The organism is Lysinibacillus sp. FSL R7-0073 (assembly GCF_038009065.1).
GTDB lineage: Bacteria > Bacillota > Bacilli > Bacillales_A > Planococcaceae > Lysinibacillus > Lysinibacillus fusiformis.
On record NZ_JBBPAS010000001.1, the window covers coordinates 2,269,283 to 2,292,050 of the forward strand.

The following is a 22,768-nucleotide window of genomic DNA, read 5'->3' on the forward strand; positions in this document are numbered from 1 at the left end:
CAATAGCCTTTTCTGGAGGTGACAGTATGGAGTATCTTTTAAGCGAAGATTTTTTTAATGAATTATTTATTGGTAATGATTTTGTTTTTCTTATGAAAAAAGTAGAGGAAGATTTTCAATATATTCGCTTAAACTATGCAGCTCGAGAACTGTTATCGATCGATGTAATTGGAAAAATGCTTTCCGCCGTTACCTCGAATCGGAATTTTTCGATCATTCAGAAAAACTATCATCATGCAATTGCAGAACATATACAGGTTGACTATGTAGATTATGCATATGTGCAGTCGGAGGTTCGTAAATATGAAACAACTGTACGCCCATTGCACTATAACCAGGAGGACTATGTTTTAGCAATCACCAAGGAAATTCATTATGATCGTAGTATTGAAGATAAGTTTTTGTTTATGCGGTCCATGTTTGACCATGCCTTTTTTTCGACTGTTGTGTTATCAGCTGAAGGTATGATTTATGAAGTGAATTCAAGCTTTATGGAAGATTTTCAATTAGATAATGAAGACGTTAAACAAAAAATGTTTATTGATTTACCGATTGTTCCAAAAGAAGAAGTGAAACAAATTAAATTGTATTTACAACAAGCGGCTAGAGGAGAAAACGTTCATGAAAAGTTTGTAAAACTGCTTACGTTGGACCAGCAAGAACGCATGTATTTACTGTCACTATCGCCTGTCATGCAGGAGGATAATTCCTTTGCAATCTTTCTTATTATGCAGGATTTCACACAGTTCACCTTGCAAAAGGCAGAACTACGTTCGAAATCTCACGGCTTTGAAGTGTTTAAGTCGGCATTAAATTCAGCTACGGCCATTGCTATTTTAGATAGTACAGCCCGTATTTCAGAAGTGAGCGAGATGTTTTTGCAAGCTTCGGGTTACACCGAAGAGGAATTAATTGGGCAGTCTTATGCGTTACTTAAGCCTCGGTACCAAACACAAAATTTTTTACAATTAATCAATGACAAACTTGCTAGTGGAGAGATCTGGCGGGGAGAGTTGTGCTATCGCACAAAATATCATGCTGATTATTGGGTGGAGGCAACCATTGTTCCATTAAAAAATGAATTTGGTCAGATTGAACAAATTTTAACCATTAACTATGATATTACAGACAAGAAAAGAATGTTCACAGAATTAAAAAATATTGAACGTACTTTCCGTCTCATTACGGAAAATACGAATGATTTAATTGTCATTACGAATGAGGATGGAATCATTATTTATACGTCACCATCCTATGAAATATATTTAGGCTATGAAAATGTGGAGCTACAAGGTCAATTTTACAGTGCTATTATTGATACAGAAAGCCAGCAAGAATGGCAAACATTTTTAAATAACTTTACTGGACAAACAGATACCCAGTTCGAACTTTTACTGAAGGCAAAGGACGGCACACCTATTTGGACAGAAGTTAATGTCACGGTGGTTCATGACCCTGATCGAGAAAAAGTTTCTCAAATTATGATGGTGTCCCGTGAAATTACCCATCGTAAAGAGAGAGAAAATGATTTGCTGTATCTGGCCTATCATGATTCTTTAACACAGCTCCCAAATCGCCGTTATTTACAAAAAGAGTTTCCTACTATATTGGCAGAGGCCGACGAAAACAATGCAAGTGTAGCGATGCTTTATTTGGATGGTGATGATTTTAAAGCTGTCAATGATCGCTTTGGTCATGATACAGGGGATGCTTTTATTCAGAGTTTTGGTCATGCTCTGAGCAAAACCGTTAGAAGTCATGATATCGTTATACGAATAGGGGGCGACGAATTTCTTGTCATTCTAACAGGTTTAACGAGGGAAATTGATAAAAGGCATAGTCAAATTATGCATATTATTCGTCGCATCCGAGATGAATTAGCAACAGGCTGGATGATTGAGGATCATCAGTTCACGCCAACTGCTTCAATAGGAATTTCTTATTATCCAGATCATGCCCAAACATTGGATGAATTAATGGATTTGGCTGATCAAGCTTTATATAAATCAAAAGAAGCAGGAAAAAATAATCTCTTTATTTCTGAAGCTTATTAAAAAAGTCTGTCCACAAGTTATTCCTTGTGAGACAGACTTTTTATTTGATGTTATGCTATAACAGTATAGGGATAAAAATCCTACATCGTTATTTAGGAATAGAAGGTGATTATGTGCCTAAGAAAATATTAGTAGTCGAAGATGAAAAGCATATTGCGCGTTTTGTCGAGCTAGAGCTACAGCATGAAGGCTATGATGTGACGGTTGCCTTCGAGGGACGTGAGGGGCTATCTTTGGCAACGACTGAAGCATTTGATGTGCTATTACTAGACGTGATGCTACCCGGCATCAATGGGATCGAGATTTGTCGGCGAGTTAGGACACAATCTCAAGTGCCCATTATATTAATAACGGCAAGAGATGCTGTTATGGATCGTGTAGCGGGCCTAGATGCTGGTGCAGATGACTATATTGTCAAGCCATTTGCGATCGAAGAACTATTAGCAAGAATTCGAACGATTTTACGTCGTACAACAATAAAAGAGCCTACAAATAGTGAATTTTTGAGTTTACGTGATATTGAAATAGATATCGCAGCCTATGAAGTTTTCGTGCAAGGGAATAAACTTGACCTCACAAAGACAGAATATGATTTACTGAAACTATTAATCGAACACAAAAATAGAGTTTGTACACGCGAGCATATTTTAACATCTGTCTGGGGCTACGATACAGATATAGAGACTAATGTGGTAGACGTGTATATACGTCATTTACGGACGAAGCTCCCAGGTGATACGAATGCCTATATTGAGACGGTTAGAGGGGTTGGGTATGTGATGCGGGAATGAACAAGTTACTCATGTATCTACGTCGTCAATCTTTGCAGAAAAAATGGATGCTCACATCGAGTATTGTGATTTTTTTAAGCTATACGATTATTTGCGTGGTTGTTTATATTTCTCTCCATACATGGCTTTTAAATGATGAGGAAAGCAAGGTTGAACGGACTAGCAGGGATATCATTTCATTTTTACAATCCCAGGGACAGGATATTACGATCCAACAAATCCAACAAAATACTGGTTTGCTCAAATCGATTGTCGACCGAGATGAAACTGTTAGAATGTTTAATGCGGACGGCGTGGATATTTTGCGTATCAATAATACTTCAGCTGCTGCACCACTTAGCTCCATGCAGGAGATTTTTGAGACAACTATTGATAAGCAGGATGTACTGGTCATGAATGAACCAATACGACTAGGCTTTTTTCAAGGATATGTCCAAGTTGTCCATCCGCTCACTGGTTTTCAATCGCTTATGCATTATCTATTAACAGCTATGCTCATCGCTGGTCTTGGGGCATTGGTGTTATCAGGCTCTATTGGGTATTATTTAGCCAATTATTTAATGAAGCCATTACGTGAATTACGTGCTTCTATGAAAACGGTGATGGATCAAGGCTTTAATGAGCCCATACAGCTAACGTACACATCACACGATGAGATTGGTGATTTGTTGAAAATGTACAATGCCATGATGAATGAGCTGCAAATTTCTTTTACACAGCAGCAACAATTTGTCGCAGATGCTTCTCATGAGCTTCGTACGCCAATCCAAGCAATTGAAGGGCATCTTTCTTTGCTCAAAAGATGGGGCAAAAATGATCCAGCTATTTTAGAGGAGTCGATCGATACTTCATTAACAGAAATAGCTCGCATGCGTAAAATGATTGAGGAGTTATTAGAGCTTGCAAGACGTGAGGAAAAAGATGAGATGAGTGAGGCAAATGCACTATCGGTGATTGAGGCTGTTATCGATGAAATGAGGCTTGTACACCCAAGAGCGCGAATTTTGTTGTCGAAAAATGATGAAATGGGGCCTTTATTTATAACTGAAAATGCACTAAGTCAAATCATTCGTAATATAATAGAAAATGCAATTCGTTATTGTGAAAAAATTCCTGAGATACAAATTTCTATTTCAGTTGCTGGAAATTATGCATGTTTAGAAATTGCTGATAATGGTATAGGAATAGCAAAAGACAATATTCCTTTTATCTTTGATCGTTTTTATAGAGTGGATGAGGCAAGGAACCGTCAAATTGGTGGAACTGGCTTAGGATTAAGTATTTCGAAGATGTTGCTTGAAAAATATAATGCAACGGTAGAAGTCAAGAGTGAGGTTAATATTGGAACCGTTTTCTCTTTAAAGATCCCGCTAAAATATTAAGAAAAATGCACGCTTTATTTCATTATTCTATCCTTTGCGAAAAAAATTGCTTAATTTGCTAAAAAGAGTTGTATTTTTTGTGAAGAGTAGTAAGATTGAGATGGAAAAAACGTTCTTTAAAATATGGAAAAGTAGTGTAAAACATTCTTTTAAAGAACGGCTAAATATTATATAATTAATTGCAATTTAATTAATGGAACTGCCGAAAGGCAAAATTTGGAGGTCATTTTTCATGTCGAACAACGTTACAACTGTAAGTTCTCCATGGTCAGCTTTCTCTGGTCCTAACCTAGGATATGTGATGGAGCAATACGACTTATTCTTACAGTCTCCTGAAGAAGTAGAACCGGAGTTAGTTTCTTTATTCCAACAATTTGGTGCACCAGTAGTAGTAGAAGGTGAAGTAGCTGTAGCTAGTCATACAGCAGCGGCTCCTGCTGGCGATTACAAAAAAGTGTTAGCCGCTGTGAAATTAGCCGATGCAATCCGTTCACGCGGTCATTTAGCAGCAGATATTTATCCTCTGAAAAACCGTGAACTACAAACAGCTCAAATTGAAGAAAGCGCGTTCAACTTAAGCGCTGCAGATTTAGCAGAAATTCCTGCAGCAATCTTCTTCAAAGAAGTGCCAGCAAACGTGAAAAATGGTAAGGATGCAATTGACTATTTAAAAGCTATTTATACAAATAAAGTAGCGTTTGAATATGAACATGTAGTAGCTACAGAAGAACGTAATTGGATTCAAACACAAATTGAATCAGGCTCTTTCCAACAAGCACTTTCTGCTGATGAAAAGAAAGCCTTATTAGATCGTTTAACACGTGTTGAAAATTTCGAGAAATTTATCCATAAAACATTTGTAGGACAAAAGCGTTTCTCTGGTGAGGGCTTAGATACGCAAATTGTACTATTTGATGAAATCATTAAAACAGCAGAAGCGTTAAGTGTTGAAAAAGTACGTATTGGTATGGCACACCGTGGTCGCTTAAATGTTTTAACACATATTTTAAATAAACCTTATGACATGATGTTCTCTGACTTTGCACATGTATCAAATGATTTATTTATGCCAGAAAATGGTCGCCTTGAAATTACAAAAGGGTGGACAGGTGATGTGAAATACCATATGGGTGCTTCTTATAACCGTGATTCAGGTATGAATGTAAAACTTGCATACAACCCATCACACTTAGAAGTAGGCAATCCAGTAGTCCTAGGTGCTACACGTGCAACGCAAGATGACACTTCAAAACCAGGTCAAGCGATTCATGATCGCACAAAAGGCTTAGGAATTCTTGTGCATGGTGATGCAGCATTCCCAGGGCAAGGTATCGTAACTGAAGTATTAAACTTTGCTAAAACTGAAGGATTTACAACAGGTGGTACTATTCACATTATCGCGAACAATATGATCGGTTTCACGACTGAACAATATGATTCTCGTTCTTCTGTTTACTCTTCTGACCCAGCAAAAGGGTATGAAGTACCAGTAGTACATGTGAATGCAGATAGCCCAGAAGCAGTGGCACAAGTTGGTCGCTTTGCAGCTAACTACCGCCAAAAATTCGGCAAAGATATTGTCGTTGATTTAGTTGGTTATCGCCGTCATGGTCATAACGAAACGGATGATCCAACAGTTACAAACCCAGAAACTTATAAATTAGTATCTAAACACGAAACTGTACGTTCGTTATATGGTGCAGCACTAGTAACAGAAGGTCTTGTATCAACTGAGGATGTAGCTGCTTTAGATACAGCTATTTATGCAGAAATGCAAGCGGCTTATGATCATGTAAAAGAAATGGCTTCAAAAGATGAGCACCATCAATTAGAAATGCCAGAAGAATTAAAAGTAGAGTTCCCACAAATTGATACAGCAGTTGGAGCAGAACGTTTAGGTAAAATTAACGAAGAGCTTCTAGTGTTTGAAGAAAACTTCGAGCCACAGAAAAAGCTTGGCAAAATTTTAGAAAAACGTCGTGATGCATTTGCATCTGCAAAAATTGACTGGGGTCACGCGGAAACTTTAGCTTATGCAACGATTATCCAAGATGGCACACCAGTACGTTTCACAGGTCAAGATGCACAACGTGGTACTTTCTCACAACGTCACTTAGTGCTTCACGATAAAAACAATGGTAATGTCTTTACACCACTTCATCATATTTCTGGTGCAAGTGCATCCTTTTCAGTGCACAACTCACCACTGACTGAAGCAGGGGTAGTTGGCTTTGAATATGGTTACAACCTAGAAAACGGCCATGTATTAACAGTTTGGGAAGCACAATTTGGTGACTTCGCGAATATGGCACAAGTAATGTTTGATAACTTCATTTCAGGGGCACGCTCTAAATGGGGTCAAAAATCTGGCATGGTGATTCTATTACCACATGGTTATGAAGGCCAAGGTCCAGAGCACTCTTCAAGCCGTATGGAACGTTATTTACAAATGTCAGCAGAAAATAACTGGTTTGTAGCAAACTGTTCAAATGCAGGTAACTACTACCACTTATTACGCCGTCAAGCAGCGTTATTAGGCACTGAAGGTGTACGTCCACTTGTGGTTGTATCACCAAAATCATTATTGCGTCACCCATTAGCAGCAGCTAATGCTGAGCAATTAGCAGATGGTTCATTCCAAGAAGTGATTGAACAACCTGGCTTAGGTACAAAAACAGAAGCTGTAGAGCGTATTGTATTAGGTACTGGTAAAGTGATGATCGATTTAGCAGATCGCGTGAAAGATGGGGAAGGTTTCGATCACGTACACATTGTTCGTGTAGAACAACTTTACCCATTCCCAAAAGAGCAAGTTGCTGGTATTATTGCTAAGTATCCTAATGTAAAAGAAATCGTATGGGTACAAGAAGAACCTAAAAACCAAGGCTCATGGAATTATGCACTAGAAACATTATATGAACTTGCAGAAGGTAAAAAGCTTCGCTATGTAGGTCGTCCTGCAATGAGCTCAACTTCTGAAGGGGATGCAGATTCTCATAAAGCAGCTCAATCATCACTTATTGAAGAAGCAGTTGCTGAGCCAGTAAAGGTTAAATAATAACATATAAATATTGATAGCTGGGCTACTTGCCCATAAGCAGTAGCCCTTTTATGTGCGTCATGCACGTTAATCAAAGGAGGAAATGAAAGTGGCTGAAATTAAAGTCCCTGAATTAGCAGAATCGATTACAGAAGGTAGTATCGCACAGTGGGTTAAAAAAGTGGGCGATCGCGTTGAAAAAGGTGAATTCATCGTTGAACTTGAAACAGATAAAGTAAACGCTGAAATCATTTCTGAAGAAGCAGGTGTATTAACACAAATTTTAGCTGAAGAAGGCGATACTGTACTAGTTGGTCAAGTTATTGCTATCGTAGAAGCAGGCGAAGGCGCAGCAGCTGCACCAGCAGCGGCGGCACCAGCTGAAGCAGCTCCAGCTCCAGCAGCGCCACAAGCGGCTCCTACAGCACCAGTTGCAGCAGCTCCTGTAGTAGAAGAAACTTCTGGTGAGCGTGTCATCGCATCTCCAGCGGCACGTCGACTTGCACGTGAAAAAGGCATCGATCTTGCAGCGGTATCTCCAGTAGATCCACAAGGCCGTGTTCGTGTACAAGATGTATCAGCACATGGTACAGCACCAGCAGTAGCGGCACCTACACCAGTAGCAACTACAGGTGGCCCAGTTGTATTCACACCAGCAGCTAATTCTGACCGAGTAACAATTGAAAAAATGAGCCGTCGTCGTCAAACAATTGCAAAACGTTTATTAGAAGTTAAACAATCAACAGCAATGTTAACAACATTCAACGAAATTGACATGACAAACATCATGGCACTTCGTAAACGTAAACAAGAAGAGTTTGTTAAAGCAAACGACATCAAACTTGGTTTCATGTCATTCTTCACAAAAGCTGTTGTTGCAGCACTGAAAAAATACCCATATGTAAACGCTCAAATCGTTGGCGATGAATTACATTTAAATAACTTCTTTGATATCGGTATTGCAGTATCAACTGAAGAAGGTTTAGTAGTACCAGTTGTACGCGATGCAAACAGCAAAAACTTCGCAGAAATCGAAAAAGATATCGCTAGCTTAGCGACTAAAGCTCGTGAGAAAAAACTAGGATTAAATGACATGGCTGGTGGATCATTCACAATCACAAACGGTGGTGTATTCGGTTCATTAATGTCAACACCAATTATGAACGGTACTCAAGCTGGTATTTTAGGTATGCACTCAATTGTTAACCGCCCAGTTGCGGTAAATGGTGAAGTTCAAATCCGTCCAATGATGTATGTAGCACTTTCTTACGATCACCGTATCATCGATGGAAAAGATTCTGTAGGATTCTTAAAAACAGTTAAAGAATTAATCGAAAATCCTGAAGATTTATTATTAAATTCATAATTCCTTTAAACCCTGTAAACTTTGTTTTACAGGGTTTTTTTCTTGGTTTTCTGTATCACTAAAGTCTTTAGTTATTTTGAAAATACGAAACTATTTACTTAGAATAAAAACCATTGATCGTAAAAATTTGTGGTTTTCCGGCGGTTATATTGACAAAAATACATAGATTATTAATGGATAGGCCAAGCATAATACCCTAATATTGTCATTAGTCAGAAAAATGATAAAACTCTCTTGACGTACATACTAGTTTTATAGTAGTATCTAAATATCAATTAAATAAACAAACCTCACTAACATATAACAGTGAGGTAGAGGCGCGGTATTTATTAGTTCATTGTTGAGTACAAGCAAACAAAGACGCAATGAAGAAGGAAATATCGCCGAAGTATAAAAGGAGCTCGTACTTTTATGCTGGGTCTGCAGTGAATAAGTGCAGGACTGTCCTAGTAAATTCAATTCCAGGTTTACTAGGTTGTGCTATCTCGGAAACATGGAATAATAGTGAGGATTTGGGCAACTGTCATAAAAGGTAAGACCTAAGTTCACAAAACTTAGGTCTTTTTTCGTACAGTTGTCTTATTTTTTTACAGAAAAGGGGAGTTTTTCATGAAAAGAAAATGGTTGTTAGTAATAATCTCTATCATGACGGCAATTGTGCTAGCTGCATGTGGCACTAGTGACAAAAAAGAGGGCAGTTCAGGTGATGCTGGCGCAGATAAAGAAGAAAGCGGCGGTGAATTCCGAATTGGAATGGAGGCTGGCTACCCACCATTCAACTGGACACAGCAAAATGATGCAAATGGTGCAGTGAAAATCGCAGATAACGCAGAGTATGCAGGCGGCTATGATGTACAAATGGCGAAAAAAATTGCTGAAGGTTTAGGTAAGGAATTAGTGATCGTTAAATTGGAATGGGACGGCTTAGTACCAGCGCTACAATCTAATAAAATTGATGCGATCATCGCGGGAATGTCGCCAACAGAAGAACGTAAGAAAACAATTGATTTTACTGAAAACTACTATACTTCTGATTTTGTCATGGTTATTAAAAAAGGCAGTAAATATGAAGGCGTTAAATCGATTCAAGATTTCTCTGGCGCAAAAATTACATCACAACTTAATACATCCAACTACAATGTGATTGACCAAATTAAAGGTGTCAATAAACAAACAGCAATGGAAAGCTTCCCAGCTATGCGTGTAGCTTTAGAGGCAGGTAAAATTGATGGCTATGTTGCAGAACGTCCAGAAGGTATTTCCGCAGCTGCTGCCAACGATAAATTCACATACGTAGCATTCGAAGAGGGCTTCGATACAGATCTTTCAAATACGTCAATTGCTGTAGGCTTACGTAAAGACGATGCGAATCTTGATAAAATCAATGAAATCCTAAAAGGTATTTCTGAAGATGATCGTCAAGCGATAATGGAAGAAGCTATCTCTCAGCAACCAGCAGCACAATAAAAAATGGCACGGACTAGTGGCTAGTCCGTGCACTATCATTTCATCATTATTAAAATGAGAACCTCTCTACATAATGATAATGTCCTAGCGAAATAAAACATAGACTAGTAAAAAGAGCTAAGGCACGAAAAGATAGCAAGCAACATGACATTGTTAGGAGGAACATCATGAGTCTTGAATGGATACTTTCAATTATTGAAAACAACTGGCAAATGTTTTTACGAGGTGCGTATTATACGTTACTGATTTCAACTATAAGTACAATTATTGGTGCATTTATCGGATTTTTCATCGGAATTATGCATACGATTCCAGTTCGTAAAAAAGGTGTGAAATTTTATAGCTTAAAGCTTATTAATTTTATACTCACATGCTATGTTGAATTTTTCCGTGGTACACCAATGATTGTACAGGCAATGGTTGTCTACTATGGATTAGATATTGCATTTGGCATAGACATGCACTTTATTACAGCGGGGATTTTAGTTGTTTCGCTTAATACAGGTGCCTATATGGCAGAAATTGTTCGCGGTGGTATTGTGTCGATTGATAATGGTCAATATGAGGCAGCATCAGCTATCGGTATGAATCACTTCCAGATCATGCTTCACGTAGTTTTACCACAAGTAGCGCGTAACGTACTACCTGCGACAGGCAACCAATTAATTATGAATATTAAAGATACAGCCGTATTAAACGTTATCGGAGTAACTGAATTATTCTTCCAAACAAAATCTATCTCCGGTAACAACTTCCGTTATTTTGAATCATTCTTTGTAGCTTGTATTCTTTATTTCATCATGACATTTACTGCATCACGTATCCTGCTATATGTTGAAAAACGTTTAGATGGACCAGATGCCTATCAAAAAGAACAAAAAGAAGCAATATAGGGGGCGCACAAATGGCAGTCATTAAAATTGAGCATTTAAGTAAATCATTTGGACGTAACCAAGTGTTAAAGGATGTTAATTTTCAAGTGGAAAAAGGGGAAGTCGTATGTTTAATTGGCTCCTCTGGTTCAGGTAAATCCACTTTACTTCGTTGCATTAATTTATTAGAAATACCAAGTGGTGGACAAATTATTTATCAAGGGGAAGACATCCTAGACGAAAAACACAATATCCAAGAATATCGAACACATCTAGGAATGGTATTCCAGCAGTTCAATTTATTTAACAACCACAATGTTTTAAATAATTGTACAGTGGGTCAAATAAAAGTTTTAAAACGCTCGAAGAAGGAAGCTGAGGAAACGGCGCTTAAATATTTAAAAATCGTTGGTATGGATCAATATGTAAACGCAAAGCCTCGCCAACTTTCAGGGGGGCAAAAACAACGCGTAGCCATTGCCCGAGCATTATCCATGAATCCAGAAGTGATGCTTTTTGATGAACCTACATCAGCACTAGACCCGGAGATGGTAGGGGAGGTACTCAAAGTCATGCGTCAATTGGCCGATGCAGGCAATACGATGCTAATTGTGACGCATGAGATGGAATTTGCCAAAGAGGTAGCGGATCGCGTAGTCTTTATGGATAAAGGTGTAATTGTTGAAGAGGGCCCACCATCACAAGTATTAATAAACCCTCAACATGATCGTACGAAAGAGTTTTTAAAACGAACATTAAAGTAGTAGCAATAAATGAAAAAAGTGAGTCCTAATTTAAGGACTCACTTACTTTCTAGAATTCCACTCTGCATAAAGGACAAAGCAGATTACAAATGCTATTGCAATAATAAAAAACCATTGCGGTACTCCGCCAAAGCTCATTATAACACCTCAAATGTAAAATTATTTTTGGTTAGATTAGGGATTGTATTTCTTTTTTCTCCACAAAAGCCTAAAAATATTATAAAATAAGCATTAGACATTAGCTTTATGCTAGTAAAGAGAGGTAGAGAAAATATGTTACATTTAAAATGGAAAGATGCGCCAACATTACGAACAGTGACTTGCAAACATACCAATGCATCAAAATACTTAGTATCGAACGTTTTAACAGTAGGAAAAGACTATGAAGTGAAAAATGAAACAGAAGAGTTCATTTTTATCATCGATAACACTGGCAACGTCGGTGGCTACTATAAAGATTATTTTGCATAAAAAGAAGACAGGGTGGTTCAGACAATTTACTGAGCCACCCTTTTTTCATTAGTCCCTCTGATAGCCTTTTATATCCGTCGCATCTTGCAACTGTTGTTTTTCTTGTTCAGTCGCCGTATGTAAGGCGAAGACATCTTTTATAGCTGTTTGTAGCTCATGTTGTGTTTCCTTGAATTTCGATACTTGTTGTTCAAATGAAGGCCTTGCAAAACGATCCTGTGTCTGTGATAATCGCTCCTCCAGCTGTGCATAGTGATGATCCATATGCATGGAAAGCATCATCGCCAATTGATTTTTCCATAAAGGAATTAGTGTTACAATGGAAAATTCAATTTTTTCAGCTAATGTTTGATTCGCTTGCTGTATCATACGAATTTGTGGTGCCGTTTGAAGGGCTACTTGTTGAGAAACCTGTAAATCATAAATGCGTTGATCCAGCCTCTCAATTTGTGCCGCGAAATCATTTAGCTGTTGTATGGCAAGCGGCTGTTTATTTGCTTGGACACTTGTTATTTTTGTAGGAAGCTCCACTTCAATGGCTTGCTGTTTTTTCATTTGACCAGCTGCAATCGCAGTAGCTAATTCCTCGAAAAACCCTCGATTATGTGTATAAAGTGCTTCTAAATTTTCTACATCACGAATTAGTTGGAGCTGAGCACGTTCCAATTGGACCCCAATACGTTCCACCTGAATACTAATACGCTCAAATTCTGTTAGCGTTTGTTTCACAGTAGGCTCTGTTTTACTACCAAATATTTTATTGAAAAAGGTTTGCTTTTTCGGTTCTAAAGCTGTCGGGTCTACACGATCTAAAGTATGCATTAAGGAATCCAGCATTTGACCGATTTTGGTCACGTCTTTTTGCTTCACCTGCGCTAACATCCGATCTGCAAACTGGGATAGGGAACGCTGTGAATCTTGCCCTAAGGACAGCAAAGATTCAAAATCAGTTAAATCAATTTGGCTAGCATAAAGTAAGGCTCGACTTTGCGCAAGAGGCGATAGCGTTTCGTACGTCGCCATCGCCTCATTTTGTGGAGTTGTTTCTAAATAAGATTGTACTAATGGAGAAAGACCTGGAATGGTATTTAATTCGAAAGCATGTTCATTTGCCGTCATTTATCATCGCCTCGCCAGTCCAATTGTTCTCTACGTCTAAGATTAGAACGATTTGCGAATTCAATCTCCATTTGTAGGTGGTCAATATCATTAGCTAGCGCATCCTTTAAATCAATTTGAATCGTATCATTTAAATCCGTAAGTGTTTCACGCGTTTTTGATAACGTCAACTGAATTTCTTTGTCCTTCACTGGCTGCCTAGAAAGCATTGTATACTTATCCGTTAATTCCACTGCTGAAGGTAAATGTGCATAGAAAAAGGGTTCAACATTATAAAATTTACGTGGATCCGTCTTTACAATTTTGACGATATTTTTTGAAATACGCGTCATCTCTAGTAATTGTTTAAAAGCCGATACAGAACGTACACGTAAATAGTTTTGACTTAATGTTTGAATTTGCTTATTAGCGGTTGATAATTGTGTTTCAATGTGTTTGAATTCTTCTTTTGTGATACCTGCTATTTGCATGACTTTCTTTTTTTGTCTATGTTTCAGCAACGCTGTACTCGTCGCATATGAACCAGCAAACAGTAAACCACCAAGGAAGAATCCAGGATTTGCTGCTATTGCTGCGATAGAAACAGTTGTTAGCGAAATAACGAAGCTAGCAGTATGTCTAGAAAAAAACTGTCCAACACTAAGCATTGTTTTTTCCTCCTTGCATTTCAATATGTCTATCTTCTTATACGAAATAATCGACATAAAGTTTCAATGAAAAATGAAACCTTACATAAATTTTACTGCGAATCGCAAATTTTCTCAATGATATTACCTAGAATACCTAGGAATAAGTCGTTCATTATTTATGTCCACTTATTTTTAAGAGATTTGTGAACACTAATTATAGGTATAGATTCGAATTTCTTATGATTAGGTTTATGTACGGTTTGATTAGAAAATAAACGTGGATGGCTTGTTGTTATGAATAATTATTGCTAGCATCATACTTTTAGACTGTATAATTCGTGTTATCTATATATTTGAATTATATGGAAGAATTAATTGGTCTATATTATTTTTAGCAATATGTATGATTGGTTTAATAGAAGTCGCAATAGCTAGTATAAAATAAAATTATTAAACAGAACATAGATCATAAACTATTAAGGCCTTTTTAGGGTCATACTATGGCCTGACACTTTGTAAAAAAGAAGACTAAACAATGTGTGTCTACTCGTTTGTCCATGGAATGGAAAGACAAGCGTATATCGGCAAATGGAACTTCAAAGGTAAAAAAAAGACTTTAAATTAAAACAGCAACAAGAATCGCAACAAAATAGCAGCTTTTTTAAGTTGGACAATCATTGATATATAAGGGTTTCTTGACTAAATAGGTGAAAATGTTGCGTGTTGCGGAAAGAAATCTGTTAATCCATTAGGTGTGTAACAGTAATAGTATATGTGTTATTTAACATACACCCTTTATATTTTTATGATTTTCTAAGCAACAAATAATAAATAATAGATAAACCCTTGATATTACTGATTTTCTTCCGCAACATTTCCGCAACAATAACGCAACGTGTTGCGACAAAGCGACAAAAGGAGTTAGGACAATGACATTTAAAAAATGGATACTACAATATATTAACGAAGATTCACCAATAGGGGATTTGGCTCGCGATAATAAACAAGATCCAAAGTTCCCGGATAGCAATTCATATGACAATTTGTATAGTTATTTATTTTATCAAAATGCTAGTTACTTATGTTTACAATCATTTGAAAAGGCGTGGCAATTATATAAATCTCAAACAACTAATCATGGTGCTAGCTCATGAGATTAGAAAAGTATGAAATAGAAGTAATAGAAAAATATTGGATAGACTACGAAGAAGTTAAAAAGCGTGTACAACATCGTGAGTATGAACTATCTCAATCTGGTGAAAATCTTGCTGAAAATGCTTTTTTAGAAAGACATACAACAATCATTAATGCAATAAAGCAACTCTATAGTGAGATAGGCGAAGAGTTAAAAAATATCGTCGATATGCGGTACTGGAATCCAAGTGGTGTAGGTGAAGACTGGTTGATTATTTCAGAATGTTTGTATATGTCTAGAAGTAGGGTGTTAAAGAAACGTAAATGGCTGATTGAAAAAACTGCTGAACGTATTGGGTGGGTTTAATTAAAAAGAAGATATGCTACTTGACATGATTAAATAAGGTAGGTGTTGCACATGCATTACGAGTGGTTAAAAAATTTTCAAAAATTAGAGGATGAAATTGCAGACATCGAATTTAATTTAGAACGAAATAAGAAGGAATTGAAACGTTGGGTGGAAGGCGATCTAACAAAAATGAAATTGACTTCAGAAAGCCATGGAGCTCAATTAGAGGAAATTATTGAAGCCGCTGAACGTGAGTTAGCCCATAAAATGAATGACTTGGATGATATGAAAAATCTGATTAATACATTCAGAGGGTTAGATAATCAAATACTGTACAAGCATCATGTGGAGGGCAAAACGCTTATCTCCATTGCAGATGAGTTAGACAAAAGTCCAAATTACATTTACAACAAACACGCTCAAATTATGAAAATGGTTAAGTATAAATATGCAGAGAGTGGAAATGGTTGATTAAAAGATATTGTTCATTAGCAATAAGAAAGCGATGCAATAAAGCAACGCTAAGTTTGTTTAATCCTAGACAACTTTACAACACTAAAAACAAAGCCTATCAATCCGGTAATAAAGAAAATATATGCTGCTAGTATGGACATAGCTTCTATGTTACTTGTAAAGATTCTATATCCTCCTAATGAACCTAATACCAAGCAATAAACCGAGCTAAGCAATGTTCTATTCTTTTCTGTCAAAAAAACACCTCCAAATAATGGGATTTATAAAATGTTAACACGAATTTAATTTTTAGTTAACTAATATTTGGGATTTTAATGTCATGAAACAAAGAATCTTAATGAACAATATGAACATACTATTCCAAACCTAACTTAATGTAATGTTAAGTTGTAATTAAATTATAGAACCTATTGAATAATCGGGATATTATAGGAGTATCAAAAAGCGTACGGAAATACGCTAACAAAAATATTATTACAAAATAAACACGTTCGCTTGTATGTGTATGTCGGAAACAAACAAAAGGGCCATTCAATAAGGTCCTGCACCCTAAATTTAGAGTCAAAAATCTAAACTTTAGGGGTGTTTTTATATGGCGAAATACAGCGAAGAATTCAAAATACATGTGGTTAATGAATATATGAAAGGCCCTTTAGGTTATAAAGTGCGTATTGCTACAAGATTATTTAATAAAGAAGCTCAAATTATTAAAACCGCAAATTTATTGGATATTGCTATTAGATTATGAAAGAATAAAATTTAACTCTATATATACATAAATAGGTCTACATTCGTTGGAATGTGGGCTTGCTTTAACATCTGTTAAATATGTCATTGCTCATGAATCAGGAAACCCAAATAATTGTGGTCCAAATGCTTTGGAAAACGAAATTGCATACATGAACCGTAATAAAGCTAATGCGTTTACGTCTCATTGGGTAGGCGGTGGCGGTAAAATTGTTCAAGTTGCGCCAGTCGGCAAGTTGCAGTATAGTTGTGGTCCAAAAGGTAATCCACTTAGTTACGCACAAGTAGAGCTTGCTCGTACAAATGATAAAGAGCAATTTAAAAGGATTATGCTGCTTGCATTTGGCTGGTAAGAGAGCTTGCAAAAGAGGCTTGCATACCTGTTGTATTAGATGGTACAGGCAACGGTATTAAGTCACACCGCTGGATTACGGACAATTTAAAAGGCACGACATACAGAGATCCATATTCGTATTTAGCGAGTATGGGGATTACAGAGGAACAATTCAAAATAGACATTAAGAATGGTTTAGAGGAAGTAAAAGAGGCACAAGAAGCAAAAGTAATGCTTAATGATGCTAAGACCATCCCAGCTGTGATTATAGATGGCAGGACCCATGTTCAAGTGCGCGATTTAGCTGAACTATTAGGGTTGAAGTTAGTCTATAACAACGAGAGCAAAACAACAAAATTATACGAAGTAAGATGATAAAATAAGCTACCTTGTTACACAAAAAGCCAGGCACTCATTAATTTGAAGCATGGGCTTTTTGTGATGAAAGACAAATGATTAACGCAACAGCAGTGGTATAAATGACATAGTATTCAGAATGAAGGTTCATTTATTTTTAGCTAATCATATTGATTTCGGAAGGTTTTTGTAGATTCGTTTAGAATATAGTAATATATGTAAAATTGAAAGGGGGTAATATAGATATGAATGAAAAAGATGAAAAAAAAGACGATGGCTATGACCCTTATCCAGGAGCTTCAAGAGCTACGCTTGCTGTTCTAATTGTAGTTATATTGATTTGGGCATTTTATGATTATTATAAAACAGGAAGTACTGGCTTTCAATGGATGTTGATAAGTATTGCTGCTGTAGTTTTCACAATATCTAGTAGTTATTTGAAAAGAAAGAATTCGAAAAAAAGTGGAAAATAGAACTTTTATTATGTTCGAGTTTATTTGTTGCAGGTCCAGCTAGTTTTATTAATCCTTCGAGCTCTTTTGCTGCAGAAAATGATACCGGATATACAATAGTGAATTCGAGCTCCACAGCTAATACACATAACTTTAGTTTAGTAAATTTAAACAATAAAGTTGATGTAGATATGGTAGAGACTGATGAAAGTATAACTATTAAAACCATTACTAATGGAGAGGAAAATACTATTATTTATAACAAATCTGATGGTTCAGCCACTCTAAATGGTGAAAAAATGAATCTTAAGGTTAGTGAACCTGAGTTTGTTATAGATGAGTCATTATCTCTTTTTGCAAGTGATACACCGGTATATGTATCTTCAGGTAATGTTAGTTTTGCAGAGTCAGTTGATGGACTTGGGAAAATTGTTGTAGTAATCACTGCAGCAATTCTTTTAGCTAAAGCAACGGGAATAGCTATTCCTAAAAAGGTAGTTGAGACTAAAGTTGCTGATGCATTAAGTTGGGCTGGTATTGGAACTACGATAGCAATGAATACTTTCAAGGGGAGTCTAACATATAAATTATATAGAACTACTGATAAATTCAATACAGGGTACCCAGGTTCTATAAATCAGTATCAATATAAATACCGATACCAAGATTTTTCTGTAGATGCAACTTTAGTAGGAAAATCTCTCAATATTTACTTTGATGAAGTTGGTAGCTGGTGGTTCCAAGATAAACCTATGAGATAAGAAACATTTATTTCTAAGAGCTATGCACTAACTGAATATGACTATTTAATGTTTCATCTTATCGTAAAAAACCAGGGGCTCAATTGAAAGTGAGTACCTGGTCAATTTTTTATTCATCATATGGTCTGTATTTAGCATTCAATCCTTTTGCAGCTTCTTTCCTTGCTTCCACATCTTCACGTAAAAACATTCGATCTCGAGGCATCTCTTTGATAGGATTTAGCTTTCCTCGTTTTACAAGTGAATTTAATTATTGCCTAGAAATTTGCAATTCCTCCAATACTTCTGATGATGTTAGGATCTCTGTTTAAACTAATTTAATAAATTCTTCTTTACTATTGAAAGAGTAGTTTTTCGACATTGGATGATACCACCTAGTTTTATTATTTTTTTCTCATTGTAACTACTGTTGCGCCAATAATTATTAGAGCTGCAACTGTGAGAATTAAAGTTATAGTCGTCATGAAAAATCACCTCTTCTTTTCATTTTAATTGTATAACAACTGCAAATCATTTATATTTAGTGTGAAGGCTAAGGGGGTCAGCCTTAACCTTCTTTTTAAAACTTTTGTTGGACGCTACTTCTTTGAAGTGGTGTCTTTTTCTTTTTCGTCAAGTGCTTTCGCTTTCTGGTTGTTTAACTTTGCTGTTTGGAAGTTAATAATTGCGATTGCTAAGTTGACGAATGCTGTTAGCGCTACTACTCTTTCAAGTTCCATTCTTGTTACCTCCTTTCTATACTCTTATTGGCAGGTGTTTTTTTGTAGAAGGCAAAATAAAAAGGACTGAGGAATTATCCTCAATCCTAATAAACTTGCCCCCCAGCAACGTCATTTTAAAACTGCCAAAACCTTGATAAACCTTAGTTTTACAACACTTTTAAAAAGAAGAGCCAGACTAAACAATGTCTGACTCCATTCGTACATATCCTTTTAAATCATCATAAAGCTCTAAAGAAAATGAGTTGGAATCGGCTTGGGGGCTGACACCTTTTTGGACAAAAAGAAGGAATTCATTCAGCGCTTTTTCAGCTCCTTCTACTTCAACCTCGATTTGCTCGGCGGCATTCAATCTGCAATACCCTTTTAGCCCTAATTCAATGGCCTTTTGTTTAATAAAGAATCGGTAGCCTGTCCCGTAGACGTCACCAAAAAATTTAATACTTGCTCGTTTGTTCAAGGAAATACCTCCTACCATTAGAGAGAGGGGAAGAGCCTCTCTCTTTATTGCATAACTCGTTCCTTTTCTAAATAGGCGATTAAGTTATTAATATAATAAAGAACTTGAGTAGACGCTTCATCCACTTCTTTTAGATGGCTATCAGCTTGTGCGATATTGCCAGCTTTAAAGGCAGTCGCCGCGCGCTTCGCTGATTCGTGGACAAGTAAATGATAATTGTCTAAATCATGATAATCCTGTAAATGGCCGAAGCGTTCTATCGTGCGAGAAGCTGTATACCATTTGCCAAGTCGGCATTCTCTATGTGAAGAGACATCGCTTGGCTCAACATGTTCTAGGCCAAGGAACATATTGTAAATGCGCCACTTCCATAAAATATGATCAGCTTTAGATAGCTGTAAAAGGGCAATAGATGAAAGCTGTACATTATTATTGGCAATAATATCATTACGGAAACGATTGATTTCTTTCCCTAGAAGATGAATATCACTTGATGTATTATGACTATAGTCTCGAATATCCTCCTGCAAGCTAGATATTTCAATCATTCTAGAGGAGACTTCATCGATAGCCGCTGCCTGTTGCTGGGAAATGGCTGCCGTATTGGTCACATCCAAGTTAATACCTTCAATCGCATGTACAATAGCATTCAATAATGGTAACGATTCTTTCGCCTCAACGGTTGCTTCTTTAATGATTGCTGTTGTTTCTGTTATTGAGTCGGAAACGTCATTGGAATAGCTCTTTAAATGGTGAACATTTGCAGAGACTTCGCTTAAAGCTGAGACCGTGCTTTCCGCAAGTTTTCGTACCTCCTGTGCTACGACCGCAAAGCCTTTACCATGTTCACCCGCACGTGCAGCCTCAATGGATGCATTTAGTGCTAGTAAATTGGTTTGATCCGCAATTTGATTGATTAATGTTACAACTTGTTCAATGTCATTTACTCGTTTTTGCAGTTCTGTAAAAGATTCTACAATCGAAGTAAATGTTTCTTCTGTTTTAAAAATTTCTGATAATGCATGCTCAATTGCATTTTTACCCTGTGTCGCATGGTCAACAGATTCAGTTGTTTTTTCTGATATATGAGAGGACATACGGGCTACTTCATTTATAGAAGCGGCAATTTCTTCAGTCGCAGCTGTAGAGGACTGAATCTCCTCATTTTGCTTATCTAAACTAAATACTAAATCTTTCATATACATGATTTTGGCATTGACATCCATCAAGGATGATATTTCACCCACAACATTCTCAATGATGCGTTCTGTTAAAACTTCCACTAATAGCTCTTGATCAACATTGACAGCAGACTGGAATGATTTCATAAATTGGAAGGCTTTATTGGGCTTCATCCCAAAGTTATGTAAAATATAAGTAGTAATATAGAAGGCGAATTGATTGAAAACGACAATTAATTTACCAGGCTCATATTGATGCTTGCGAAATAAATTGAAAAACTTGACAGTTTCATCCACATACTCGTCATCACGTGTTGCTAGGAAAAATTGCGTTAAGTATTGATTTATATTTTCTTCACTAATGGTTAATTGAGAGGTAGGGGATATCTCACTTAAATAATGGTGAAAAATGGCATTCATAGAAGGGGTAATATCTTTTAGCTTTTCATAGAGCGTCTTTAAATGCTCTTCATCTTGCGTATTAAAATGATTAAATGCCAATGTTTGATGGAATCGGCCTGTTGCACGTAAATCAGTACCACGCTTTAGTAGTTCTTCTAGCTCAGCTTTAGGTCGAATGCTTGAAAACATATAAAAACCTCCAAAAATTATGTATAATAAGGTAATAATAGCATAATTCAGGTTGTTTTAATAGACATTTCAGATGTGTTTGCTAAAATGAAAATATCTTATGACAGCAAGGAATGGGCAAATATGTATACAATTATTTACATGAAAGCGGACTATGAGCCTTGGTGGAAATTTGAGGGCTGGGAAGCTTTTATTCAAACACACGATACATTTGAAGCGAAGGAGCAGTTTGAGCTGGCTTTACAGCATAAATTAGCACATTTTCGCTCAACATATGATAATGAAGCAGTAAAAGAAGGTCAATATTGGGCTTTTTGGTCAGAGGATGAAAGTTTTTTCTGTGAGGCGTGTGATGATGACGCACAAGTATATCATGGAATTATTGCATGTAAAATGGAAAATAAGTAAAATATTTTTGGAAATAAAGTAAAAAAACAATTTTCTTTATTTGACAATATTATGAATGATGGTTATACTTAGGTTAACAATTTAATTGCTTCACCGGAAACATGAATTCACATATTACAAAAAGTGATCGCGTTAGTACGGTACTCTTTGTAATATGTGAATTTTTTTCAATCGCTGAAGAAATTACATATTGTTCACTTTTATTTTTTGGAGGTTTTCTTAAATGAAACAAGGTACAGTAAAATGGTTTAACTCAGAAAAAGGTTTTGGATTCATCGAAGTTGAAGGTGAAAACGACGTATTCGTACACTTCTCAGCTATCCAAGGCGAAGGTTTCAAAACACTTGACGAAGGTCAAAAAGTGGAATTCGAAGTTGTAGATGGCAACCGCGGACCACAAGCTGCTAACGTAACTAAACTTTAATTCTCAGAAATTAAAATTACTTTCGTTAAACCCAGACATCCTATGCAAATAGGATGTCTTTTTTTTATATCATTGCAATGTTCAATGATTATAAATCTTAAAAATGGATAAATATAAAGTAGTGCTGTTGGGTAAAGTTAATAGCGCGGTGGAAGTGCTGGATAGAAGTGTAAGTGAAGGATAGCGTAGTGAAAGAGACGGATAGAAAAGCAAAAATGACGGATAGCCCGCGAAAGTGCTGGAGAACGAGCAAAGAGACGGATAGAATCAGCAAAGAGATGGATAGCCTGGTGAGAGAGACGGATAAGACGGCAAAAGTGGCGGATAGTCCGCAAAGTGATGGATAGAAGCGTAAGTGACGGATAGAACAAGAAAAGTGACGGATAGCTCCGCAAAAGTGCTAGAAAGCGCCATGAAGGTAA

24 protein-coding genes and 1 riboswitch are annotated in these 22,768 nt (G+C 36.7%); of the genes, 19 read left to right on the forward strand and 5 right to left on the reverse strand.

The window, feature by feature from the left end; genetic code table 11:
- The first annotated feature begins 26 nt into the window (after window positions 1–26).
- The 9 genes from MKY88_RS11215 (at window position 27) to MKY88_RS11255 (ending at window position 12,207) form a co-directional block, all read left to right on the forward strand.
- Entirely contained in the window at window positions 27–2,054 is a 2,028-nt protein-coding gene (locus tag MKY88_RS11215; RefSeq protein WP_069481282.1) for a diguanylate cyclase domain-containing protein, read from the forward strand.
- A gap of 113 nt (window positions 2,055–2,167) precedes the next feature.
- Window positions 2,168–2,845 (forward strand): response regulator transcription factor, encoded by a 678-nt coding sequence (locus tag MKY88_RS11220; protein ID WP_069481283.1) that lies wholly within the window; start codon window positions 2,168–2,170, stop codon window positions 2,843–2,845.
- The gene (locus MKY88_RS11225; RefSeq protein ID WP_069481284.1) at window positions 2,842–4,227 is read left to right on the forward strand and encodes a HAMP domain-containing sensor histidine kinase; all 1,386 of its coding nucleotides are present in this window, start codon (window positions 2,842–2,844) and stop codon (window positions 4,225–4,227) included. The genes MKY88_RS11220 and MKY88_RS11225 overlap by 4 nt, the downstream gene beginning before the upstream one ends.
- 232 nt (window positions 4,228–4,459) lie before the next feature.
- The gene (locus tag MKY88_RS11230) at window positions 4,460–7,285 is read left to right on the forward strand and encodes a 2-oxoglutarate dehydrogenase E1 component (RefSeq protein WP_069481285.1); all 2,826 of its coding nucleotides are present in this window, start codon (window positions 4,460–4,462) and stop codon (window positions 7,283–7,285) included.
- Between the two features lie 91 nt (window positions 7,286–7,376).
- Window positions 7,377–8,633 (forward strand): 2-oxoglutarate dehydrogenase complex dihydrolipoyllysine-residue succinyltransferase, encoded by a 1,257-nt coding sequence (odhB, locus tag MKY88_RS11235; RefSeq protein ID WP_036125744.1) that lies wholly within the window; start codon window positions 7,377–7,379, stop codon window positions 8,631–8,633.
- A gap of 304 nt (window positions 8,634–8,937) precedes the next feature.
- A riboswitch (Lysine riboswitch) is annotated at window positions 8,938–9,124 on the forward strand.
- 118 nt (window positions 9,125–9,242) lie between these two features.
- A complete protein-coding gene (locus MKY88_RS11240; RefSeq protein WP_340813635.1) occupies window positions 9,243–10,100 on the forward strand; it encodes a transporter substrate-binding domain-containing protein in 858 nt (285 codons plus the stop codon).
- A gap of 167 nt (window positions 10,101–10,267) precedes the next feature.
- Window positions 10,268–10,993 (forward strand): amino acid ABC transporter permease, encoded by a 726-nt coding sequence (locus MKY88_RS11245; RefSeq protein ID WP_012294408.1) that lies wholly within the window; start codon window positions 10,268–10,270, stop codon window positions 10,991–10,993.
- 11 nt (window positions 10,994–11,004) lie between these two features.
- On the forward strand, window positions 11,005–11,736 hold the full coding sequence (locus tag MKY88_RS11250) for an amino acid ABC transporter ATP-binding protein (RefSeq protein WP_069481287.1): 732 nt from the start codon (window positions 11,005–11,007) through the stop codon (window positions 11,734–11,736).
- 273 nt (window positions 11,737–12,009) lie between these two features.
- The gene (locus MKY88_RS11255) at window positions 12,010–12,207 is read left to right on the forward strand and encodes a DUF6501 family protein (RefSeq protein ID WP_069481288.1); all 198 of its coding nucleotides are present in this window, start codon (window positions 12,010–12,012) and stop codon (window positions 12,205–12,207) included.
- Window positions 12,208–12,255: 48 nt separating this feature from the next.
- Here MKY88_RS11255 and MKY88_RS11260 read toward each other — a convergent pair whose 3' ends face one another.
- Window positions 12,256–13,326: a toxic anion resistance protein gene (locus MKY88_RS11260; RefSeq protein WP_069481289.1), complete on the reverse strand. Its 1,071-nt coding sequence runs from the start codon at window positions 13,324–13,326 to the stop codon at window positions 12,256–12,258.
- Entirely contained in the window at window positions 13,323–13,973 is a 651-nt protein-coding gene (locus MKY88_RS11265; RefSeq protein WP_025115387.1) for a 5-bromo-4-chloroindolyl phosphate hydrolysis family protein, read from the reverse strand. Before MKY88_RS11265 ends, MKY88_RS11260 begins: the two co-directional genes overlap by 4 nt.
- A 911-nt stretch (window positions 13,974–14,884) precedes the next feature.
- On the opposite strand from MKY88_RS11265, the gene MKY88_RS11270 reads away from it, so the two are divergent.
- The 8 genes from MKY88_RS11270 to MKY88_RS11305 all read left to right on the forward strand — a co-directional run bounded on the left by MKY88_RS11270 (window position 14,885) and on the right by MKY88_RS11305 (window position 18,563).
- Window positions 14,885–15,109 (forward strand): YozE family protein, encoded by a 225-nt coding sequence (locus MKY88_RS11270; protein ID WP_328200956.1) that lies wholly within the window; start codon window positions 14,885–14,887, stop codon window positions 15,107–15,109.
- A complete protein-coding gene (locus MKY88_RS11275) occupies window positions 15,106–15,456 on the forward strand; it encodes a hypothetical protein (protein WP_328200955.1) in 351 nt (116 codons plus the stop codon). The genes MKY88_RS11270 and MKY88_RS11275 overlap by 4 nt, the downstream gene beginning before the upstream one ends.
- A 51-nt stretch (window positions 15,457–15,507) precedes the next feature.
- A complete protein-coding gene (locus tag MKY88_RS11280) occupies window positions 15,508–15,909 on the forward strand; it encodes a hypothetical protein (RefSeq protein WP_328200954.1) in 402 nt (133 codons plus the stop codon).
- Window positions 15,910–16,504: 595 nt separating this feature from the next.
- Complete coding sequence (locus MKY88_RS11285; protein ID WP_340813638.1) at window positions 16,505–16,660, forward strand: hypothetical protein; 156 nt, start codon at window positions 16,505–16,507, stop codon at window positions 16,658–16,660.
- Between the two features lie 46 nt (window positions 16,661–16,706).
- Complete coding sequence (locus MKY88_RS11290; protein ID WP_340813640.1) at window positions 16,707–17,012, forward strand: peptidoglycan recognition protein family protein; 306 nt, start codon at window positions 16,707–16,709, stop codon at window positions 17,010–17,012.
- Between the two features lie 131 nt (window positions 17,013–17,143).
- The gene (locus MKY88_RS11295; RefSeq protein WP_340813641.1) at window positions 17,144–17,368 is read left to right on the forward strand and encodes a hypothetical protein; all 225 of its coding nucleotides are present in this window, start codon (window positions 17,144–17,146) and stop codon (window positions 17,366–17,368) included.
- A gap of 227 nt (window positions 17,369–17,595) precedes the next feature.
- Window positions 17,596–17,823 (forward strand): hypothetical protein, encoded by a 228-nt coding sequence (locus MKY88_RS11300; protein WP_193831895.1) that lies wholly within the window; start codon window positions 17,596–17,598, stop codon window positions 17,821–17,823.
- A 170-nt stretch (window positions 17,824–17,993) separates the two neighbouring features.
- Window positions 17,994–18,563 (forward strand): hypothetical protein, encoded by a 570-nt coding sequence (locus tag MKY88_RS11305; RefSeq protein ID WP_340813642.1) that lies wholly within the window; start codon window positions 17,994–17,996, stop codon window positions 18,561–18,563.
- A 578-nt stretch (window positions 18,564–19,141) separates the two neighbouring features.
- Here the strand turns inward: MKY88_RS11305 and MKY88_RS11310 are convergent.
- From MKY88_RS11310 to MKY88_RS11320, 3 genes are all read right to left on the reverse strand, one after another.
- Entirely contained in the window at window positions 19,142–19,282 is a 141-nt protein-coding gene (locus MKY88_RS11310) for a hypothetical protein (protein ID WP_193831897.1), read from the reverse strand.
- Window positions 19,283–19,460: 178 nt separating this feature from the next.
- Window positions 19,461–19,742, reverse strand: coding sequence for an acylphosphatase (locus MKY88_RS11315; RefSeq protein ID WP_025115385.1), 282 nt, complete (start codon window positions 19,740–19,742; stop codon window positions 19,461–19,463).
- Window positions 19,743–19,786: 44 nt separating this feature from the next.
- On the reverse strand, window positions 19,787–21,514 hold the full coding sequence (locus MKY88_RS11320; protein ID WP_340813643.1) for a methyl-accepting chemotaxis protein: 1,728 nt from the start codon (window positions 21,512–21,514) through the stop codon (window positions 19,787–19,789).
- A gap of 87 nt (window positions 21,515–21,601) precedes the next feature.
- On the opposite strand from MKY88_RS11320, the gene MKY88_RS11325 reads away from it, so the two are divergent.
- Both MKY88_RS11325 and MKY88_RS11330 read left to right on the forward strand, forming a co-directional pair.
- Complete coding sequence (locus MKY88_RS11325; RefSeq protein WP_254664271.1) at window positions 21,602–21,922, forward strand: DUF1033 family protein; 321 nt, start codon at window positions 21,602–21,604, stop codon at window positions 21,920–21,922.
- 223 nt (window positions 21,923–22,145) lie between these two features.
- The gene (locus MKY88_RS11330) at window positions 22,146–22,346 is read left to right on the forward strand and encodes a cold-shock protein (protein ID WP_004230088.1); all 201 of its coding nucleotides are present in this window, start codon (window positions 22,146–22,148) and stop codon (window positions 22,344–22,346) included.
- The last annotated feature ends 422 nt before the right edge of the window (window positions 22,347–22,768 follow it).

What these genes read in the sequence shown, in the direction of transcription:
- MKY88_RS11215 (WP_069481282.1), top strand. Translation starts at nt 27, where the DNA reads ATGGAGTATCTTTTAAGCGAAGATTTTTTTAATGAATTATTTATTGGT.
- MKY88_RS11225 (WP_069481284.1), top strand. Translation starts at nt 2,842, where the DNA reads ATGAACAAGTTACTCATGTATCTACGTCGTCAATCTTTGCAGAAAAAA.
- MKY88_RS11230 (WP_069481285.1), top strand. Translation starts at nt 4,460, where the DNA reads ATGTCGAACAACGTTACAACTGTAAGTTCTCCATGGTCAGCTTTCTCT.
- MKY88_RS11240 (WP_340813635.1), top strand. Translation starts at nt 9,243, where the DNA reads ATGAAAAGAAAATGGTTGTTAGTAATAATCTCTATCATGACGGCAATT.
- MKY88_RS11245 (WP_012294408.1), top strand. Translation starts at nt 10,268, where the DNA reads ATGAGTCTTGAATGGATACTTTCAATTATTGAAAACAACTGGCAAATG.
- MKY88_RS11250 (WP_069481287.1), top strand. Translation starts at nt 11,005, where the DNA reads ATGGCAGTCATTAAAATTGAGCATTTAAGTAAATCATTTGGACGTAAC.
- MKY88_RS11255 (WP_069481288.1), top strand. Translation starts at nt 12,010, where the DNA reads ATGTTACATTTAAAATGGAAAGATGCGCCAACATTACGAACAGTGACT.
- MKY88_RS11260 (WP_069481289.1), bottom strand. Translation starts at nt 13,326, where the DNA reads ATGACGGCAAATGAACATGCTTTCGAATTAAATACCATTCCAGGTCTT.
- MKY88_RS11265 (WP_025115387.1), bottom strand. Translation starts at nt 13,973, where the DNA reads ATGCTTAGTGTTGGACAGTTTTTTTCTAGACATACTGCTAGCTTCGTT.
- MKY88_RS11270 (WP_328200956.1), top strand. Translation starts at nt 14,885, where the DNA reads ATGACATTTAAAAAATGGATACTACAATATATTAACGAAGATTCACCA.
- MKY88_RS11275 (WP_328200955.1), top strand. Translation starts at nt 15,106, where the DNA reads ATGAGATTAGAAAAGTATGAAATAGAAGTAATAGAAAAATATTGGATA.
- MKY88_RS11280 (WP_328200954.1), top strand. Translation starts at nt 15,508, where the DNA reads ATGCATTACGAGTGGTTAAAAAATTTTCAAAAATTAGAGGATGAAATT.
- MKY88_RS11285 (WP_340813638.1), top strand. Translation starts at nt 16,505, where the DNA reads ATGGCGAAATACAGCGAAGAATTCAAAATACATGTGGTTAATGAATAT.
- MKY88_RS11295 (WP_340813641.1), top strand. Translation starts at nt 17,144, where the DNA reads ATGGGGATTACAGAGGAACAATTCAAAATAGACATTAAGAATGGTTTA.
- MKY88_RS11300 (WP_193831895.1), top strand. Translation starts at nt 17,596, where the DNA reads ATGAATGAAAAAGATGAAAAAAAAGACGATGGCTATGACCCTTATCCA.
- MKY88_RS11305 (WP_340813642.1), top strand. Translation starts at nt 17,994, where the DNA reads ATGGTAGAGACTGATGAAAGTATAACTATTAAAACCATTACTAATGGA.
- MKY88_RS11310 (WP_193831897.1), bottom strand. Translation starts at nt 19,282, where the DNA reads ATGGAACTTGAAAGAGTAGTAGCGCTAACAGCATTCGTCAACTTAGCA.
- MKY88_RS11320 (WP_340813643.1), bottom strand. Translation starts at nt 21,514, where the DNA reads ATGTTTTCAAGCATTCGACCTAAAGCTGAGCTAGAAGAACTACTAAAG.
- MKY88_RS11325 (WP_254664271.1), top strand. Translation starts at nt 21,602, where the DNA reads ATGAAAATATCTTATGACAGCAAGGAATGGGCAAATATGTATACAATT.
- MKY88_RS11330 (WP_004230088.1), top strand. Translation starts at nt 22,146, where the DNA reads ATGAAACAAGGTACAGTAAAATGGTTTAACTCAGAAAAAGGTTTTGGA.